This window comes from Rhodanobacter lycopersici, from assembly GCF_040812335.1.
GTDB classification, from domain to species: Bacteria; Pseudomonadota; Gammaproteobacteria; order Xanthomonadales; family Rhodanobacteraceae; genus Rhodanobacter_A; species Rhodanobacter_A lycopersici.
On record NZ_JBFOHK010000001.1, the window covers coordinates 867,077 to 883,137 of the forward strand.

Consider the following 16,061-nt stretch of genomic DNA (forward strand, 5'->3'; position numbering starts at 1 on the left):
TACCGGATCCGCTCAGGCCGCGTTGAAGACGATGCTGCGGATATCCAGCAACGGATAGTCGCCGGCATCGGTAGCCAGCATGCGCTGGCCGGAGCCGACGAAGCATTCGCCGCCGAGGTCGGTCCAGTCGGTGCGCCGCGCCAGCACCAGCTCGCTGTCCGGCGCCAGTTCGGAGCCGGGGTAGCGGCACGGCACGAAACCCACCGCTTCGCCGCCGTTGCTCCAGGTCACCTGCACCGGCGCCCATACCTTGTCGCGCAAATCGGTGGGTGCCTCGAACACCAGCTTCTTCAGGCGCGTGAACGGCACCCAGGCGTAGCCGCCGTTGACGATCATCTCCAGGCACGGCCCGAAGCGCGAGTCCGCATCGGCGATCCATTCGAACGGCGTGCCGTCGATCTCGCCGCCCACCGCGTCGGCCTGTTCGAAGGCCTGTTCGCGCAGGGGCTGCGCCTGCGCGTGACGATCCTCGGCCTGCAGCTTCAGTGACTGCAACAGCAGCGCCAGCCACTGCGCGGGCTCGCCGATCACCATCGGCGGGTGCGTGCCGGCCATCACCTGCTGCCGGTCCAGTTCGCCGGCCAGTGCGCGGCTGTAGGCTTCCACCATCAGCGTGTTGAGCGGATCGAGCTCGCCGCTCACCTTGAGCTGGTTGTGCGCCCGCTCCCACTGCCCCAGCACGGCCAGCAGCTGGAACAGGAACACCCGCGCCTTCGCGTCCGCCGGATTGCCGCGCACCTGTGCGGTCAGCCCTTGCAGCGCCTCGTCCAACCGGCCTTCTTTCAGCATGTTCTCTGGGGTCATGCGCACACCCGGCTAGTGGAGGGTTGGTGGAACGAGGAACTGCAAGAAGCCGATCAGCCTCAGGCGCTGGCCACCTGCTGGATGTCGTAGGTGAAGTCCTTGGTACCACCGTCCTTGGCACCCTTGTCGGTCTGCGGCTGGAACGAGTACTTGAACTTGCCGAAGTGCAGGGTGATGTTCTCGGTGAGCTTGTCCTCGCCGCCGCTGCCGCCGGTGGACACCGACGTGATCAGCACGCCTTCGCTCAACTCGATGGTGAGGAAGTCGGTCTGCTCGCCGGTGGCGTTGGTGACGTACAGCCAGGCCTGATCGATGCGGCCGCCGGTGCAGCAGGCATTGAGCAGCGCGTTGGAGCAGCCGTCCACGTACTTGGTGATGGAGATGTCCTGCACGTGCGCCTTGCCGCCGCTGGCCGAGCCCGCGCCGGTATGCAGGTCACCGGTGTTGCTGACACCCCACGACCACGCCAGGATCGGCACGTCGCCCTTGTGCACCTTGTGGTTGGATGCCCCCTTGATCTCGACCTTGCCCGAGCCGAACTTGATGTGCATGTCGAATGCCATGAACCTTCTCCTCGATCACCTGTTGATGAATTGACCTGCCCGGCCGGGCTGCGCCCTGGCCGGTTGTCACGTGTTTGCCGCCACTTCCCCCGCGATGCCACCCAGACGATGCCCTGCGTTCCCGCCGACACCCGACGGCGGCGGCGTCCCTCCTGCCGTCCGGCGCGGGCGCGACCGCCTGCGGCGGCCGCGCCCGGATCCGGCGCTCGTCAGGCCTTGGCTGCCGACGGCAGCCGCGATACCAGTCGCAGCGACACGGTGAGGCCTTCCAGCTGGTAGTGCGGCTTGAGGTAGAACTTCGAGGTGTAGTAACCCGGAGCCCCCTCGACCTCCTCCACCACCACCTCCGCCGCCGACAGCGGCTTGCGCGCCTTGGTCTGTTCGCTGGAGTTGGTCGGATCGCCGTCGACGTACTGCATGATCCAGTTGGTCAGCCAGTTCTGCATCGACTCGCGGCTGCTGAACGAACCGATCTTGTCGCGCACGATGCACTTCAGGTAATGCGCGAAGCGGCAGCAGGCGAACATGTACGGCAGGCGGCAGCTCAGCGCCGCGTTCGCGGTGGCGTCCGGATCGTCGTACTCCTCCGGCTTGGCCAGCGACTGCGCGCCGATGAAGGCGGCCATGTCCGAGTTCTTGCGGTGGACCAGCGGCATCATGCCCATCTTGTCCAGCTCGGCCGAGCGGCGGTCGGTGATCGCGATCTCGGTGGGGCACTTCATGTCCACGCCGCCGTCGTCGCTGGGGAAGGTGTGCACCGGCAGGCCTTCCACCGCGCCGCCCGACTCGATGCCACGGATGCGCGAGCACCAGCCGTATTCCTTGAACGAGCGGTTGATGTTCACCGCCATCGCATAGGCGGCGTTCTGCCAGGTGTACTTGGACGAGTCGGCGCCCGAGGTGTCCTCCTCGAAGTCGAACTCCTCCACCGGATCGGTACCGGCGCCGTACGGCAGGCGCGCCAGCGTGCGCGGCATGGCCAGTGCGAGGTACTTGGCGTCGTCCGACTCGCGCAGCGAACGCCACGCGGCGTATTCGGGCGTGGAGAAGATCTTGGCGAGGTCGCGCGGGTTGGCCAGCTCGCTCCAGCTGTCCATGCCCATCAGGGTGTGGTTGGCCGAGGCGATGAACGGCGCGTGCGCGGCCGCGGCGACTTGCGCGATGCCGCCCAGCAGCTCCACGTCGGGCGGGCTGTGGTCGAAGTAGTAGTCGCCGACCAGGCAGCCGTAGGGTTCGCCGCCCAGCTGGCCGTACTCTTCCTCGTACATCTTCTTGAAGATCGGGCTCTGGTCCCACGCCGTGCCCTTGTAGCGCTTCAGCGTCTTGCCCAGCTCCTTCTTGGAGATGTTCATCACGCGGATCTTCAGCTGCGTGTCGGTCTCGGTGTTGTTGACCAGGTAGTGCAGGCCGCGCCAGGCGCTTTCCAGCTTCTGGAAATCCGCGTGGTGCATGATCAGGTTGAGTTGCTCGCTGATCTTGCGGTCCAGCTCGGCCACATAGGCGTTGATGGTCTGGGTGACGTCGTCAGAGACGATGTCGGCCTTGTTCAGCACCTGCTCGGCGAGCGTGCGGACGGCGGACTCCACCTCTTCCTTCGCACGATCGCTCTTGGGCTTGAACTCCTTGCTCAGCAGCGCGGCAAAATCATCGGGTACCAGGGTCTGGACTTCACCGCCCTGTTCGGCCAGTTTCTCGGTTGCCATGGGCTTACTCCCCGTCCTTGCCGGCGTCGCCGGGCTTGGGTGCGGACACCAGCGACTGCAGCAGCGCCGGGTCGTTGATGGCCTGCGAGATCAGCTTCTCCGCGCCGGCCTTGCCGTCCATGTAGGTGCCGAGGTTGGCGAGCTGGGTACGCGCCTCCAGCAGCTTGGCCACCGAGCTCACCTTGCGGGCCACGGCGGCGGGCGAGAAGTCGTCCATGCTCTCGAAAGTGATGTCCACGCTGAGGTTGCCTTCGCCGGTGAGCGTGTTCGGTACGGCGAAGGAAACCCGCGGTTTCATCGACTGCAGGCGGCTGTCGAAGTTGTCCACGTCGATCTCCAGCGCCTTGCGATCCTCGATCGGCGGCAGCTCGGCATTGTTGGTGCCGGACAGGTCCGACATCACGCCCATCACGAACGGCACCTGCACCTTCTTTTGGGCGCCGTAGACCTCGACGTCGTACTCGATCTGCACCCGCGGCGCGCGGTTTCGCGCGATGAACTTCTGACTGCTCTGCTTGGCCATGCGATGTCTCCCGGGACGTAGGTACTGCCTTGAATGCAAGGTGTCGGCTTGCCGTGCACGCGAACTGCTGCGGGGAGGCCGAAGGCGCGCGATGGCCTCGCGCGCCGCGGTTCCCTGCCGAGCCTGATCCCGGGACGCGCGCCGCACCGGGACGCATGGACGCGTCCGGTACGGCGGGACGAACGCCGCCGAGTTTTCCTCTCACTACCCAATGCGCAATGGCGCGTGAAAGGCAGGCACGCCCGCCAGATTTATTCATCTATCGTTCATGTTTCGGATGCGGTGCAAACTGCCCTCTTGCTGCGTCGCGGCACGGTCCGCGCGGGTCGCCGTACTAGAATGGTCGACTTGGTTCGTCGCCCTGGCCCGTCCGGAGCGACGCATTCGTGTCGTTGCTGTTCCCCGACGGCCATCGCTGCGATGCCGTCATCCTGGATGCCTGCGGGCACCTCTCCATGGAGTCGCCGTACCAATGATTTTCGAAACCATCGCCAACACGGGTCACGAAGAAGTCGTCTTCTGCCACAACAAAGACGCCGGCCTGAAGGCCATCATCGCGATCCACAACACGGTGCTGGGCCCCGCGCTCGGCGGCCTGCGCATGTGGCCGTACAAGACCGAGCAGGAGGCCGTGAACGACGTGCTGCGCCTGTCGCGCGGCATGACCTACAAGAACGCCGTGGCCGGCCTGAACCTGGGCGGCGGCAAGGCGGTGATCATCGGCGATCCCTCCAAGGACAAGTCCGAGGCGCTGTTCCGCGCGTTCGGCCGCTTCGTCAACTCGCTCAACGGCCGCTACATCACGGCCGAGGACGTGGGCATCGACGTCAACGACATGGAATACGTGTTCCGTGAGACCGAGTACGTCACCGGCGTGCACCAGGTGCACGGCGGCTCGGGCGACCCCTCGCCGTTCACCGCGTTCGGCACCCTGCAGGGCCTGATGGCCGCGCTGAACTTCAAGCACGGCAACGAGGACGTGGGCAAGTACAGCTTCGCCGTGCAGGGCTGCGGCCACGTGGGCAGCGAGTTCATCAAGCTGCTGCGCGAGCAGGGCGCCAAGGTGTTCGTCACCGACATCAACAAGGACGCCGTGCAGCGCTGCGTCGACGAGCTGGGCTGCGAGGCCGTGGGCCTGGACGAGATCTACGACGTCGACGCCGACGTCTACAGCCCCTGCGCGCTGGGCGGCACCGTCAACGAGCAGACCATCGACCGCATCAAGGCCAAGATCATCTGCGGCGCGGCCAACAACCAGCTGGCCACCGACGCGATCGGCGACGAACTGACCCGCCGCGGCGTGCTGTACGCGCCGGACTACGCGGTGAACGCCGGCGGCGTGATGAACGTGTCGCTGGAAATCGACGGCTACAACCGCGAGCGCGCGATGCGCATGATGCGCACGATCTACTACAACCTGGGCCGCATCTTCGAGATCAGCAAGACCCAGAACGTGCCCACCTACAAGGCCGCCGACCGTCTCGCCGAAGAGCGCATCAGCGCGATCGGCAAGATCAAGCTGCCGCACATGGGCAACGGCGGTACCCGCTTCCAGGGCCGCATGCGCGGCCAGTGAGCCCGGCCTGCCACGGGGACCCTGGCGGTTTCCAGCACCGGATTCACCCGAGAGGCCGCCGCAAGGCGGCCTCTTTCGCTGTGTCGCCCTGTCGTCCGTCATGCCCGGCCCACGGCGGGGCTCTGCTACACTACCCGCGATAGTGGCGTGCCGGTTCGCCGGCGCGCGCGACAGGGGAACCGCCTCGTCGGGAAGACTGGCATCGCCGATGCCGGCCCGGTCGGGCGTCGCACCGACGCCTGGCCATCCCGTGCGGAACAACCGCCCCGGAAGGCGTCACGACACGCACGGAACTACAAGAGCAGAACGCGACATGAGCACCATCCTGGCAGCCGACATCAGCGACACGGACATCCTTGAGCGCCTGCGCGACGTACTGCGCGACACCTTCGAGATCGATCCGGAGCGCGTCACGCCGTCCGCCCACCTGTTCGCCGACCTCGGCCTGGACAGCATCGACGCGGTGGACCTGGCGATCCAGGTGCAGGAAATGACCGGCATGCGCATCAAGCCGGAGGATTTCAAGAACGTGCGTACCGTGGGCGATGTGGTAGGCACCGTACGCGGCCTGCTCGAACGCTGAGCCCGGCCATGCCGGACGACGCCCACGGCCGCTTCGCCCCCTGCGCGCTGATCCCCATCTACAACCACGGCAGCACCATCGCGGGCACCGTGCAGGCGCTGCGCGCGCACGGCCTGCCCGTGCTGATCGTCGACGACGGCAGCGACGCCGCCACGCGCAGCGTGCTCGACGCGCTGGCGCAGGACACCGATGGCGTGCGCCTGCTGCGGCTGCCGCACAACCAGGGCAAGGGCCGCGCCATCAGCATGGGCCTGCTCGCCGCGCGCGAGGCCGGCCACAGCCACGCGCTGCAGATCGACGCCGACGGCCAGCACGACACCGATGACGTGCCGCGCTTCCTCGACGCGGCGCGCGCGCGCCCACGTGCGCTGATCTGCGGCGCGCCGATCTACGACGCCAGCGTGCCGCGCGCACGGCTGTACGGACGCTACGTCACCCACGCCTGCGTGTGGCTGGAAACGCTGTCGCTGGCGATCCGCGATTCGATGTGCGGCTACCGCCTGTACCCGCTCGCGGCCACCTGCGCCGAGATCGCGCGCAAGCCGCTGCCCGCACGCATGGATTTCGACACCGAGACCGCGGTGCGCCTGGTCTGGCGCGGCATGCCCGTGGTCAACGTGCCGACCCGGGTGATCTATCCGGCGAACGGGTTGTCCCACTTCCGGATGTTTCGCGACAACCTGCGCATCTCGGCGATGCACACGCGGCTGTTGCTTGGCATGCTGCCCCGGGCGCCGCGATTGTTGTGGCGCCGGTTCCGTGGAGAAAACGCATGCGTCGACTGATCGCCCTGCTGCTGCTTTGCTGCCTCGCACCGTTCGCGCGCGCCCAGGCGGACGGCACCCTGCTGCAGGATGTGCTGGCCGAACTGGGCCGCCACGCCGCGGTGCGCGCCGACTTCACCCAGACCCGCAGCAACCCCGCGCTGGACAAGCCGCAGGTGAGCGAAGGCCGGCTGCTGTTCGTGCTGGGCCACGGCATGCTGTGGCAGACCGTCTCGCCCTACCAGGAAACCCTGGCGCTCACCGGCAGCCGCACCGCGCGCATCGACGCGGACGGCAACGCCCGTCCCATGCGCGGCGAGCGCGGCGTCAGCCAGGTCTCGCAGATGCTGCAGGGCATGCTGGGCGGCAAGATGGACGAGGCGCTGCGCCAGTTCAGCGTCGAGGCCAGCGGCACGTCCAGGCAATGGACGCTGCGCTTCGTGCCGAAACAGGAGCGCGTGGCGCGCGTGCTGGGCAGCATCAGCCTGGAAGGCGACAGCTACCTGCAAGGCATCACCATCGCCATGCAGGACGGCTCGCGTACCGAGATCCGCTTCGCCCATACCCGCGACGCCGGTACGCCCGATGCGTTGGAAAAGCGCGCGCTCGGCCTGCCATGACGCCGCGAACGCTCAAGCTGCGCGCCGGTCTGTTCGCGGTCGCCACCCTGCTGGTCGCCGCGCTGGGCGCGTACCTGCTGTTCGGTCGCGGCCCGCTGCCGATCCAGACCGACCTGCTGGCCATGCTGCCCGCCACCGGACAGAACCCGCTGGCCGAAACCGCGGTGGAGCGGCTGGCCCACGCCAACGGCGACCGCATGGTGCTGCTGGTGGAAAACGGCGACGACACCCGCGCCAAGGGCGCCGCCCGCGCGCTGGGCAAGGCACTGGCCGCGCACAAGGTATTCAGCTCGGTAACCGCCGAACTGCCGCCGTTCGACATCGCGCAGATGATCGCGCCGTATCTGGCGCACCGCGACTGGCTGCTCACCGATGCCGACCGCGACGCCCTGGCGCAACCGGGCTACGACCCCGCCCAGGCGCTGGCGCAGCGGCTCAACGAACCCTTCCTCACCGGCGTGGGCGTACCGCTCGCCGACGATCCCTTCGGCTGGCTGCAACACTGGCTGGCGCAGCAGCCGTGGAGCCGCTCGCCGTTGCTGCCGGAGGACGACCTGCTGGTCGCCCATCGCGACAAGGCCACATACGTGCTGGTTACCGCCACGCTGGACGGCTCCTCCTACGACGACGGCGTGCAGCGCCGCGCACTGGACGCCCTGCGCGAGGCGGAAGCGCAAGTCGAACGCGACTACCCCGGCACCCGGATGCTGCGCACCGGCGCGGTGTTCTACGCCGCCGCCGCGCGCACCGGCGCCGAACACGACGTGCACATGGTGGGCTGGATCTCCTCGATCGGCATCGCCCTGCTGCTGCTCGGCGTGTTCCGCTCGCCCGGGCCGCTGCTGCTCGCCTTCCTTTCCACCGCCGTGGGCGTGCTCGCGGCCACCACCCTCGCGCTGCTGGTGTTCGGCAAGATCTATCTGCTGACCCTGGTGTTCGGCGCGGCGCTGCTGGGCGAAGCGGTGGACTACTCGATCCAGTACCTGAGCGCGCGCGCCAACGCCGGCGCGCAGTGGCGGGCCGGCAGCGGGCTGCGCCAGGTGCGTCCCGCCCTGCTGCTGGCGCTGGCCACGTCGCTGCTGGGCTATGCGCTGCTGGGGCTGGTGCCGTTCCCCGCGCTGCGCCAGATGGCAGTGTTCGCGATCGGCGGCATGGGCGCCGCCTGCCTCAGCGTGTTCTGGCTGCTGCCCGCCCTGCTGCAGCGTCCGTCGAAACCGATGACGCCGGCACTGGTGCGTGGCGCGCGCGCCTTGCAACATGGGCTGGCCCGGCCGGCGCACGGCTGGCGCGGTGCGCTGGTAGCGCTGCTGTTGCTTATGGTCGCCCTGCCCGGCTGGATGCGGCTGCGCCACGACGACGACGTGCATCGCCTGATCGCCCAGCCCGCCGCGCTCACCGCGCAGGAAGCGCAGATCCGCGAGATCACCGGGCTGGGCAATGGCAGCCAGTTCTACCTGGTGCAGGGCAAGGACAGCGAGCAGACCCTGCAGCGCGAGGAGGCACTGGAAACACGCCTGCAGGCGTTGGTCGACGACGGCAGGCTGGAAGGCTGGCTGGGCCTGGCGGGCATGGTGCCTTCGCAAGCGCGGCAGGCGGGCGACCACGCCCTGCTCGCCCGCTTGTTCGACGATCCCGCGCACCTGCGCCAGGCGCTGGCCGATGCGGGTTTCCGTGCGACGGCCATCGATGCGTACCTCGCCGCGTGGCCCGGTACGCCGCTGCAATTGGACCACTGGCTGCTGACCCCGCTGTCCACTCCGTTCCGCCAGTTGTGGATGGGCTGCAGCACGCAAGGCTGCGCCTCGCTGGTGCTGCCGCAGGGCAGCGAAAACGATGCGTTGCTCGCGCATGCAGCCACCGGCCTGCCCGGCGTGCAACTGGTGGACAAGCCGGCCAGCGTGTCCGCCCTGTTCGGCCGCTACCGCGGCTACGCCAGCGTGTGGCTGCTCGCCGCGATGCTGCTGATCGTGCCGGTGTTCGGCTGGCGCTACGGTTGGCAGCGCGCACCGCGCGTGCTGGCGCCGCCGGTGCTGGGCATCGCGCTCACGCTCGCCGCACTGGGCTACCTTGGCCAGCCGCTGACCCTGTTCCACTGGATGGCGCTGATGCTGGTGCTGGGCGTGGGTGCGAACTACGCCGTGTTCCTGCACGAGGGCGAGACGCATACCGCCGACCGGCCCGGCGCGATGTACGCCAGCGTGCTGCTTTCCGCGCTCACCGCGCTGCTTTCCTTCGGCCTGCTGGCGCTGAGCTCGCTGCCGGCGCTGCGCGATTTCGGACTCACCCTGCTGCTGGGCATCGGCTTCACCGCGCTGCTGGTGCCGGCGAGCCGGGCCGATGCCTCGACCACCCGTTCCACCACAAGGATGCCGCACGCATGAATCGCGTCGTCGTCACCGGCATGGGCGGCATCACGCCGCTGGGCCACGACTGGACCACGATCACCGCGCGCCTGCGCGCACGTCGCAACGCGGTGCGCCGCATGCACGAATGGGATTACTTCGATGCGCTGAACGGCCGCCTCGGCTGCCCGGTGGACGACTTCGCACCACCGCCCTGGCCGCGCCAGAAGACCCGCTCGATGGGTCGCGTCGCGCAGCTCGCGGTGGCCGCCAGCGAACACGCGCTGCGCGACGCCGGCCTGCTCGACGACGCCTCGATCCGCGACGGCCGCATGGGCGTGGCCTACGGTTCTTCCGGCGGCAGCGTGGAGCCGGTACGCGTGGTGGGGCGCATGCTGGAGACCGGCTCGATGCAGGGCATCACCGCCACCAGCTACATCCAGACCATGGCGCACACCACGGCGGTGAACGTGGGCGTGTTCTTCGGTCTCAGGGGCCGCGTGATCCCCACCTCCAGCGCCTGCACGTCGGGCAGCCAGGCGATCGGCTACGGCTACGAGGCGATCCGCTACGGCCGGCAGAAGCTGATGCTCTGCGGCGGCGCGGAGGAGCTCTCCGGTCCCGGTGCCGCGGTGTTCGACACGCTGTTCGCCACCAGCACGCGCAACGACGAACCCGGGCTCACCCCGCGCCCGTTCGACGCGCGCCGCGACGGCCTGGTGGTGGGCGAAGGCGCCACTACCCTGGTGCTCGAGGAATACGGACACGCGAAGGCGCGCGGCGCCACGATCTACGCGGAGGTGGCCGGCTTCGGCTGCAACTCCGACGGCGCCCACATCACCCAGCCCACGGCCGAAACAATGGCGGTGGCGATGCGCCTCGCGCTGGAAGACGCGCAGCTGCCGGCCAGCGCCATCGGCTACGTCAGCGCCCACGGCACCGCCACCGACCGCGGCGACGTCGCCGAAAGCCACGCCACAGCCGAAGTGCTCGGTGCGCGCGTGCCGGTCGGCGCGGTGAAGAGTTACGTGGGCCACACCCTGGGCGCCTGCGGTGCGCTGGAATCGTGGTGGGCGATCGCGATGATGCGCGAGGGCTGGTTCGCCCCCACGCTCAACCTCGACGAACGCGCGCCCGACTGCGCCGAGCTGGATTACCTCACCGGCACAGGCCGCACCCTCGCCACCGACGTGGTGATGAACAACAACTTCGCGTTCGGCGGCATCAACACCTCGCTGATCTTCAAGGCGGTCGCCTGATGCCATGGCGCGACGCCAACGGCCTGCCGCGCGTGGCGGTCACCGGCATGGGCGCGGTGAGCTGCGTGGGCGCGGGCACCGCCGCGCTGCTAGATGCGCTGCGCACGCGCCGCCACGGCCTGCGCCGCATGGACGCCTTCACGGCGCTGGGCATGCATGGCAGCGTGGGCGGCCCGGTGGACGAGGCCACGTTGCCGCCGGAACCGCCGCGCAAGCTGCGCCGCTTCCTTCCGCCCCCGGCGTTGTACGCCTGGCATGCGGCGAACGAGGCGCTGGCGCAGGCCGGACTGCCGGCCGTGCGCCTCGCCGGGCCCGATTGCGGCCTGGTGCTGGGTGGCGGTGCGGCACTCAGCGAACACGAGGAAGCGCTGGAAGACCATCGCGTCCGTGGCATCGCGAAACTGTCACCCTTCCTGGTGCCGCGCGGCATGAGCAGTGCGCTGTCGGCCGGCCTCGCCCAGGCCTTCGGCATCGGCGGCAGCAGCTACACGATCAGCTCGGCCTGCACCAGTTCGGCCCACGCGATCGGCCACGCGATGGAGCTGATCCAGCTCGGCCGCCAGCACGTGGTGATCGCCGGCGGCGCCGAGGAACTGCACCCCAGTACCGCGATGTGGTTCGACGCGATGGGGGCGCTGTCGCCGCAGGCCGAGCCGGCGCACGCCCTGCGCCCGTTCCATCGCGAGCGCGACGGCTTCGCGCTGGCCGCAGGCGCCGGCGTGCTGGTGCTGGAATCGCTGGAGCACGCGCACGCGCGCGGCGCCCGCGTGCTCGCGGAACTCGCCGGCTACGGCAGCGCCACCGACGCGGCCAACATGGTCGTCGCCGGTGCCGGCGGCATCGCCCGCGCGCTGCGCCAGGCGCTGGAGCGGGCCGGTACGCTGCCCGACTACATCAATGCGCACGCCTGCGGCACGCAGGGCGACCTCGCCGAATGGCAGGCCATCGCCAGCGTGTTCGCCGAACACGGCGCAGCGGTGCCGCCGCTCTCTTCGATCAAGGGCCTGCTCGGCCACGCGCCCAGCGCCGCCGGCGCGCTGGATGCGATCGCCTGCCTGCTGATGCTGGAGCACGATTTCCTCGCCGCCGGCGCGCCGCTGGACGACCCTGACCCCGCCTTCGCCGACGCGCCATTGCTCACGGCGAACCGCGAACACCGCATCGACACGGCGCTCAGCAACAGCTTCGGCTTCGGCGGCAGTTGCGCCACGCTGCTGTTCCGCCGCCACGCGGAGGGCGCCGCATGATCGCGTTCCACCTCGAAGGCTGGCGCGCCTGGGCGCCGGGCCTGGAAAGCGCGGCGGACTGGCAGGCCTGGGCGCAGGCGCCGCATGCCGTGCCCGACGACGCACAGGCGCAGCCGGCCTGCGCCTTCCTGCCCGCCCTGCAGCGGCGCCGGTTGGGCCGGCTGGCGCGGATGACGCTGGAAACCGCGTGGCCGCTGTGCGGCGAGAGCGAGCAGTTGCCCTTCGTATTCGGCTCGCGCCACGGCGAAACGCCGCAGACACTGGCCCTGCTCTCCGACATCGTCGACGGCCAGCCGCTGTCGCCCACCCAGTTCGGCCTGTCGGTGCACAACGCGATCGCGGGCCAGTGGTCGATCCTGCGCGGCCAGCGCGGCGAATCCGCGGCCATCGCCGGCGAGGCCGACACCTTCGAGCATGTGCTGCTGGAAGGCGCGCTGCAGCTGGCCGCCGGTGCGCCGTCGGCCCTGGTGGTGGTGGCCGAGGAACTGCCGCCAGCCGCCTATGCGCAGTGGATCGCGGATGTGCCGTTCTCCTATGCTGTGGCACTGCGACTGGGGAAAACCGACACGGCAACATCCGCAGGCAGCGACTGGCGGCTGGAGCAGGCTCGCGGCGACGGCGCCGAACCCTGCGCCTGGCCGCATGCACTGGATTTCCTGCGCGCCCTGCTCGTGGGCGAGACCACGCTTCAACACACCTGGAAGACCCGCCGATGGAACTGGCAACATATCCGCTGAACCAACGCCGCGACGCCTGGGCCTGGCGCCTGCTGGCGACCGGCGCCAGCTTCGTGCTGTTCGGCCTCGGCGGCCTGCTTTTGCGCGTGCTGATCCTGCCGCTGCTGGCCTGCCTGCCCGGTGACGCCATCGCACGGCGCCGGCGTGCGCGCGCCGCGATCAGCCGCGCCTTCCACCTGCACGTGCAGTTCATGTACCGCACCCGTGTGCTGGACTTCGCGATCGACGGTGCCGAGCGGCTGGGCCGCCCCGGCCAGCTGGTGGTGGCGAACCATCCCTCGCTGATCGACGTGGTGTTCCTGGCCTCGCAGATCCGCGATGCGAACTGCGTGGTGAAGCAGAGCCTGTTCGACAACCCGTGCACGCGCGGCCCGGTGCGCACCGCGCAATACATCGGCAACGACGGCAGCATGGGCATGCTCGAGCGCGCCGCCGGCGTACTGCGCGAGGGGCAATGCCTGATCGTGTTTCCCGAGGGCACGCGCACCGTGCCCGGCCAGCCACCACAGTTCCATCGCGGCGCGGCAGCCATCGCGCTGCGCGGCGCGCGCACGGTGACGCCGGTGTTCATCACCGTCGATCCGCCCACGCTGACCAAGGGGCAGCCGTGGTACCGCATTCCCGACCGCCGCTTCCGGGTGCGGCTGCGCGTGGGCGCGGACATCGATCCGGCCCTGTTCAGCGCCGCCGCCCCGCCGCCGATCGCCTCGCGCCAGCTCAACGACCATCTGCACCAACTCTTCCACAGGGAGCTCGCCGCCTCGTGAACGCACCGACCCATACCGCGCTGGAGCAGGAGATCGCCCAGCTCGTCATCGACACGCTGAACCTGGAAGACCTCGCCGCCACGGACATCCCGCCACAGCAGCCGCTGTTCGGCGACGGGCTGGGGCTGGATTCGGTGGACGCGCTGGAACTGGCGCTGGCGCTGCAGAAGCGCTACGACATCCGCATCGCCTCGGACGACAAGGACGCGCGCCGCCACTTCGCCAGCGTGGCCAGCCTCGCCGCCTTCGTCGCCAGCCAGCGGGCCGCATGCGCAAGCTGATCAACATCCTGCTGCCGCTGGTCGGCGTGCTGTATCCGTTCCTGGTCTATTTCGGCATGGAAACGGTGGCGCCGCCGGTGTTCGCGCTCGCGCTGGCCGCGGTGTGGCTGCTGCGCGCGCCGTTCCTGTGGCGCGAGCCGGGCGGCCGCTGGATGCTGGGCGTGGCGCTGGCCTATTGCGCCATGCTGGCGGTGAGCGGCGAATCCTCGCTGCTGCGCTGGTACCCCACCCTGATCAGCCTGTTCCTGCTGTTCACGTTCGGGCTGAGCCTGGCCTACGGGCCGCCCGTCGTGGAGCGCATCGCCCGCGTGCGCGAACCGGATCTGCCGGCTGCGGCGATTCCCTACACGCGCAAGGTCACCTGGGTGTGGGTGGGTTTCTTCGTGTTCAACGCCGTGGTGTCGGCCGTGCTCACGCTGTATGCGCCGCTGAAATGGTGGACGTTGTACAACGGCCTGATCGTGTATTTCATCATGGGTCCGCTGTTCGTGGGCGAATGGCTGCTGCGCAAGCGGCTGCGGGTGAACGCATGAGCGTGCGGCGCACCAACCCCGTGATCCTGCGCGAACAGCGCGACGACGCCGGCTGCACACTGCAGTTGCGGGTGCCCGCGGATCTCGCGCATTTCCCGGGCCACTTCCCGCAGGCGCCGGTGTTGCCCGGCGCGGTGCAGGTGGCATGGGCGCTGCAGCTGGCTGCGTCGCGCCTCGGCACCTCGCCGCACTGCCGCGAGATGGAGGCGCTGAAGTTCCAGCGCCTGCTGCGGCCGGGCGACCGGGTGACGCTCACGCTGCGCCTCGACGACGCGCGCGGCAAGCTGCACTTCGCCTACCGCGAGGGCGAGCTGGCGTACTCCTCCGGCCGCCTCGTGCTGGAGCCGCGCGCATGAGCGAGGCGCAGCTGGCCACGCAGCAGCACTGGTCCGCGCAACGCGAGCGCGGCAACCTGCTGCTGATGCGCTTCACCGCCTTCGTGGCACGCAGTTGTGGCCGGCGCCTGCTGTCGCCGCTGCTGCACCTGATCGTGCTGTATTTCTTCCTCACCGGGCGCCGCGCACGGCGCAGCATCCGCGAGTACCTGGAGCGCCTCGCCGCCTGGAGCGGCCGCGCCGACCTGCGTCCCGCCCCGCGCCGCGTGTTCGCGCAGTTCATGGCCTTCGCCGACTGTCTGCTGGACCGCCTCGACGTGTGGCGCGGCGCGCTGCGGCTGGAGCAGGTGCGCCTGCTCGACCCCGACGGGCTGCGCGCGCAGCTGCTGGCGACCCGCCAGGGCGGCCGCGGCCAGCTGCTGGTCGGCACGCACCTGGGCAACCTCGATGTCTGCCGCGCGCTGGCCGAGCTGGGCGAGCAGGTGCCGCTGAACGTGCTGGTGCACACGCACCATGTCGCACACCTCAACCGCCTGCTCGGCGAGGCGGGCGAGCAGCGCATGCGGCTGATCCAGGTCAGCGAGCTGGACGCCGCGCTGATGCTCGACCTGTCGCAGCGCCTCGAACGCGGCGAGTGGCTGGCCATGGCCGGCGACCGCGTGCCGCTGCACGACGGCCGCCGCGTCGCGGTGGACTTCCTCGGCCGCCCCGCCGCGTTCGCGCAGGGGCCGTGGCTGCTGGCCGGGCTGCTCGGCTGCCCGGTGAACCTGATGTGCTGCCTGAAGATCGACGGCCGCTACGAGATCCGGCTGGAACGCTTCCTCGACACGCCGACGTGGCAGCGCGGCCAGCGTGATGCCGCCATCGCCGGCTGGGCGCAGCGCTACGCCGACCGCCTCGCGCAGTGGTGCCTGCTGGCACCGCAGCAGTGGTTCAATTTCTATCCGTACTGGGAAAGCACCGATGCGTAGCCGCGGCGTGCTGCAGGTGGATACGGAAGTCACCGTGCCGTTCTTCGACATCGACTCGATGGACGTGGTGTGGCACGGCCACTACGTGAAGTACCTGGAAATCGCCCGCTGCGCCCTGCTCGACCGCATCGGCCACAACTACGCGCAGATGAAGGCGGCCGGCTACGCGTGGCCGGTGATCGACCTGCAGCTGCGCTACGCCCGCGCCGCGCGCTTCGGCCAGCGTCTCGTGGTGCGCGCCGACCTGGTCGAGTGGCAGAACCGCCTGAAGATCCATTACCTCGTCAGCGACGCCGCCAGCGGCGAGCGCCTCACCCGCGCCAGCACCGTGCAGGTGGCGGTGCGCCTTGCCGACGGCGTGATGCAGCTGGTTTCGCCGGCTGTGCTGGTGAACGCTGTGGAGGCGTGTATTTCCGACTGTATTTCCGGCGATCATCCATGATCGCGAAGATC

18 protein-coding genes are annotated in these 16,061 nt (G+C 69.5%); 14 read left to right on the plus strand and 4 right to left on the minus strand.

The annotated features are described in order from the left end of the window. Positions 1 to 12 precede the first annotated feature (12 nt). The 4 genes from ABQJ54_RS03930 to tssB all read right to left on the minus strand — a co-directional run bounded on the left by ABQJ54_RS03930 (position 13) and on the right by tssB (position 3,593). Positions 13 to 810: a type VI secretion system accessory protein TagJ gene (locus tag ABQJ54_RS03930; protein WP_367852955.1), complete on the minus strand. Its 798-nt coding sequence runs from the start codon at positions 808 to 810 to the stop codon at positions 13 to 15. Positions 811 to 863: 53 nt separating this feature from the next. Further along, positions 864 to 1,367: an Hcp family type VI secretion system effector gene (locus ABQJ54_RS03935; protein WP_367852956.1), complete on the minus strand. Its 504-nt coding sequence runs from the start codon at positions 1,365 to 1,367 to the stop codon at positions 864 to 866. A gap of 209 nt (positions 1,368 to 1,576) precedes the next feature. Beyond that, a complete protein-coding gene (gene tssC / locus ABQJ54_RS03940) occupies positions 1,577 to 3,070 on the minus strand; it encodes a type VI secretion system contractile sheath large subunit (protein ID WP_367852957.1) in 1,494 nt (497 codons plus the stop codon). 4 nt (positions 3,071 to 3,074) lie between these two features. Beyond that, positions 3,075 to 3,593, minus strand: a complete 519-nt coding sequence (gene tssB / locus ABQJ54_RS03945; protein WP_367852958.1) for a type VI secretion system contractile sheath small subunit — start codon at positions 3,591 to 3,593, stop codon at positions 3,075 to 3,077. Positions 3,594 to 4,065: 472 nt separating this feature from the next. Here tssB and ABQJ54_RS03950 point away from each other — a divergent pair, with 472 nt between their 5' ends. From ABQJ54_RS03950 to ABQJ54_RS04015, 14 genes are all read left to right on the plus strand, one after another. Then, complete coding sequence (locus tag ABQJ54_RS03950; protein ID WP_367852959.1) at positions 4,066 to 5,169, plus strand: Glu/Leu/Phe/Val dehydrogenase dimerization domain-containing protein; 1,104 nt, start codon at positions 4,066 to 4,068, stop codon at positions 5,167 to 5,169. Between the two features lie 313 nt (positions 5,170 to 5,482). Further along, positions 5,483 to 5,752: an acyl carrier protein gene (locus tag ABQJ54_RS03955; RefSeq protein WP_367852960.1), complete on the plus strand. Its 270-nt coding sequence runs from the start codon at positions 5,483 to 5,485 to the stop codon at positions 5,750 to 5,752. 8 nt (positions 5,753 to 5,760) lie between these two features. After that, positions 5,761 to 6,537 carry a glycosyltransferase family 2 protein gene (locus ABQJ54_RS03960; protein ID WP_367852961.1) on the plus strand — a complete coding sequence of 259 codons (777 nt, stop codon included), beginning with the start codon at positions 5,761 to 5,763 and terminating at the stop codon, positions 6,535 to 6,537. Continuing rightward, positions 6,525 to 7,136, plus strand: a complete 612-nt coding sequence (locus ABQJ54_RS03965; RefSeq protein ID WP_367852962.1) for a LolA family protein — start codon at positions 6,525 to 6,527, stop codon at positions 7,134 to 7,136. The genes ABQJ54_RS03960 and ABQJ54_RS03965 overlap by 13 nt, the downstream gene beginning before the upstream one ends. Then, the gene (locus ABQJ54_RS03970; RefSeq protein ID WP_367852963.1) at positions 7,133 to 9,517 is read left to right on the plus strand and encodes an MMPL family transporter; all 2,385 of its coding nucleotides are present in this window, start codon (positions 7,133 to 7,135) and stop codon (positions 9,515 to 9,517) included. Before ABQJ54_RS03965 ends, ABQJ54_RS03970 begins: the two co-directional genes overlap by 4 nt. After that, entirely contained in the window at positions 9,514 to 10,737 is a 1,224-nt protein-coding gene (locus tag ABQJ54_RS03975; protein ID WP_367852964.1) for a beta-ketoacyl-ACP synthase, read from the plus strand. The genes ABQJ54_RS03970 and ABQJ54_RS03975 overlap by 4 nt, the downstream gene beginning before the upstream one ends. After that, the gene (locus ABQJ54_RS03980) at positions 10,737 to 11,984 is read left to right on the plus strand and encodes a beta-ketoacyl-[acyl-carrier-protein] synthase family protein (protein ID WP_367852965.1); all 1,248 of its coding nucleotides are present in this window, start codon (positions 10,737 to 10,739) and stop codon (positions 11,982 to 11,984) included. Before ABQJ54_RS03975 ends, ABQJ54_RS03980 begins: the two co-directional genes overlap by 1 nt. After that, positions 11,981 to 12,721 (plus strand): beta-ketoacyl synthase chain length factor, encoded by a 741-nt coding sequence (locus ABQJ54_RS03985; protein WP_367852966.1) that lies wholly within the window; start codon positions 11,981 to 11,983, stop codon positions 12,719 to 12,721. The genes ABQJ54_RS03980 and ABQJ54_RS03985 overlap by 4 nt, the downstream gene beginning before the upstream one ends. After that, on the plus strand, positions 12,697 to 13,488 hold the full coding sequence (locus tag ABQJ54_RS03990) for a lysophospholipid acyltransferase family protein (protein ID WP_367852967.1): 792 nt from the start codon (positions 12,697 to 12,699) through the stop codon (positions 13,486 to 13,488). The genes ABQJ54_RS03985 and ABQJ54_RS03990 overlap by 25 nt, the downstream gene beginning before the upstream one ends. Next, positions 13,485 to 13,769, plus strand: coding sequence for a phosphopantetheine-binding protein (locus ABQJ54_RS03995; RefSeq protein WP_367852968.1), 285 nt, complete (start codon positions 13,485 to 13,487; stop codon positions 13,767 to 13,769). The genes ABQJ54_RS03990 and ABQJ54_RS03995 overlap by 4 nt, the downstream gene beginning before the upstream one ends. Then, positions 13,757 to 14,302: a COG4648 family protein gene (locus ABQJ54_RS04000; RefSeq protein ID WP_367852969.1), complete on the plus strand. Its 546-nt coding sequence runs from the start codon at positions 13,757 to 13,759 to the stop codon at positions 14,300 to 14,302. Before ABQJ54_RS03995 ends, ABQJ54_RS04000 begins: the two co-directional genes overlap by 13 nt. Further along, entirely contained in the window at positions 14,299 to 14,658 is a 360-nt protein-coding gene (locus ABQJ54_RS04005) for a 3-hydroxyacyl-ACP dehydratase FabZ family protein (RefSeq protein ID WP_367852970.1), read from the plus strand. The genes ABQJ54_RS04000 and ABQJ54_RS04005 overlap by 4 nt, the downstream gene beginning before the upstream one ends. After that, the gene (locus ABQJ54_RS04010; RefSeq protein WP_367852971.1) at positions 14,655 to 15,608 is read left to right on the plus strand and encodes a lysophospholipid acyltransferase family protein; all 954 of its coding nucleotides are present in this window, start codon (positions 14,655 to 14,657) and stop codon (positions 15,606 to 15,608) included. Before ABQJ54_RS04005 ends, ABQJ54_RS04010 begins: the two co-directional genes overlap by 4 nt. Next, on the plus strand, positions 15,601 to 16,050 hold the full coding sequence (locus ABQJ54_RS04015) for an acyl-CoA thioesterase (RefSeq protein WP_367852972.1): 450 nt from the start codon (positions 15,601 to 15,603) through the stop codon (positions 16,048 to 16,050). Before ABQJ54_RS04010 ends, ABQJ54_RS04015 begins: the two co-directional genes overlap by 8 nt. The last annotated feature ends 11 nt before the right edge of the window (positions 16,051 to 16,061 follow it).

Bases quoted from the DNA above. Each gene is read 5' to 3' on its own strand.
- ABQJ54_RS04005 (WP_367852970.1), top strand. From the start codon at position 14,299: ATGAGCGTGCGGCGCACCAACCCCGTGATCCTGCGCGAACAGCGCGAC.
- ABQJ54_RS03975 (WP_367852964.1), top strand. From the start codon at position 9,514: ATGAATCGCGTCGTCGTCACCGGCATGGGCGGCATCACGCCGCTGGGC.
- ABQJ54_RS04010 (WP_367852971.1), top strand. From the start codon at position 14,655: ATGAGCGAGGCGCAGCTGGCCACGCAGCAGCACTGGTCCGCGCAACGC.
- ABQJ54_RS03965 (WP_367852962.1), top strand. From the start codon at position 6,525: ATGCGTCGACTGATCGCCCTGCTGCTGCTTTGCTGCCTCGCACCGTTC.
- ABQJ54_RS03935 (WP_367852956.1), bottom strand. From the start codon at position 1,367: ATGGCATTCGACATGCACATCAAGTTCGGCTCGGGCAAGGTCGAGATC.
- ABQJ54_RS03990 (WP_367852967.1), top strand. From the start codon at position 12,697: ATGGAACTGGCAACATATCCGCTGAACCAACGCCGCGACGCCTGGGCC.
- ABQJ54_RS03980 (WP_367852965.1), top strand. From the start codon at position 10,737: ATGCCATGGCGCGACGCCAACGGCCTGCCGCGCGTGGCGGTCACCGGC.
- tssB (WP_367852958.1), bottom strand. From the start codon at position 3,593: ATGGCCAAGCAGAGCAGTCAGAAGTTCATCGCGCGAAACCGCGCGCCG.
- ABQJ54_RS04015 (WP_367852972.1), top strand. From the start codon at position 15,601: ATGCGTAGCCGCGGCGTGCTGCAGGTGGATACGGAAGTCACCGTGCCG.
- ABQJ54_RS03950 (WP_367852959.1), top strand. From the start codon at position 4,066: ATGATTTTCGAAACCATCGCCAACACGGGTCACGAAGAAGTCGTCTTC.
- ABQJ54_RS03970 (WP_367852963.1), top strand. From the start codon at position 7,133: ATGACGCCGCGAACGCTCAAGCTGCGCGCCGGTCTGTTCGCGGTCGCC.
- ABQJ54_RS03985 (WP_367852966.1), top strand. From the start codon at position 11,981: ATGATCGCGTTCCACCTCGAAGGCTGGCGCGCCTGGGCGCCGGGCCTG.
- ABQJ54_RS03960 (WP_367852961.1), top strand. From the start codon at position 5,761: ATGCCGGACGACGCCCACGGCCGCTTCGCCCCCTGCGCGCTGATCCCC.
- ABQJ54_RS03955 (WP_367852960.1), top strand. From the start codon at position 5,483: ATGAGCACCATCCTGGCAGCCGACATCAGCGACACGGACATCCTTGAG.
- tssC (WP_367852957.1), bottom strand. From the start codon at position 3,070: ATGGCAACCGAGAAACTGGCCGAACAGGGCGGTGAAGTCCAGACCCTG.
- ABQJ54_RS04000 (WP_367852969.1), top strand. From the start codon at position 13,757: ATGCGCAAGCTGATCAACATCCTGCTGCCGCTGGTCGGCGTGCTGTAT.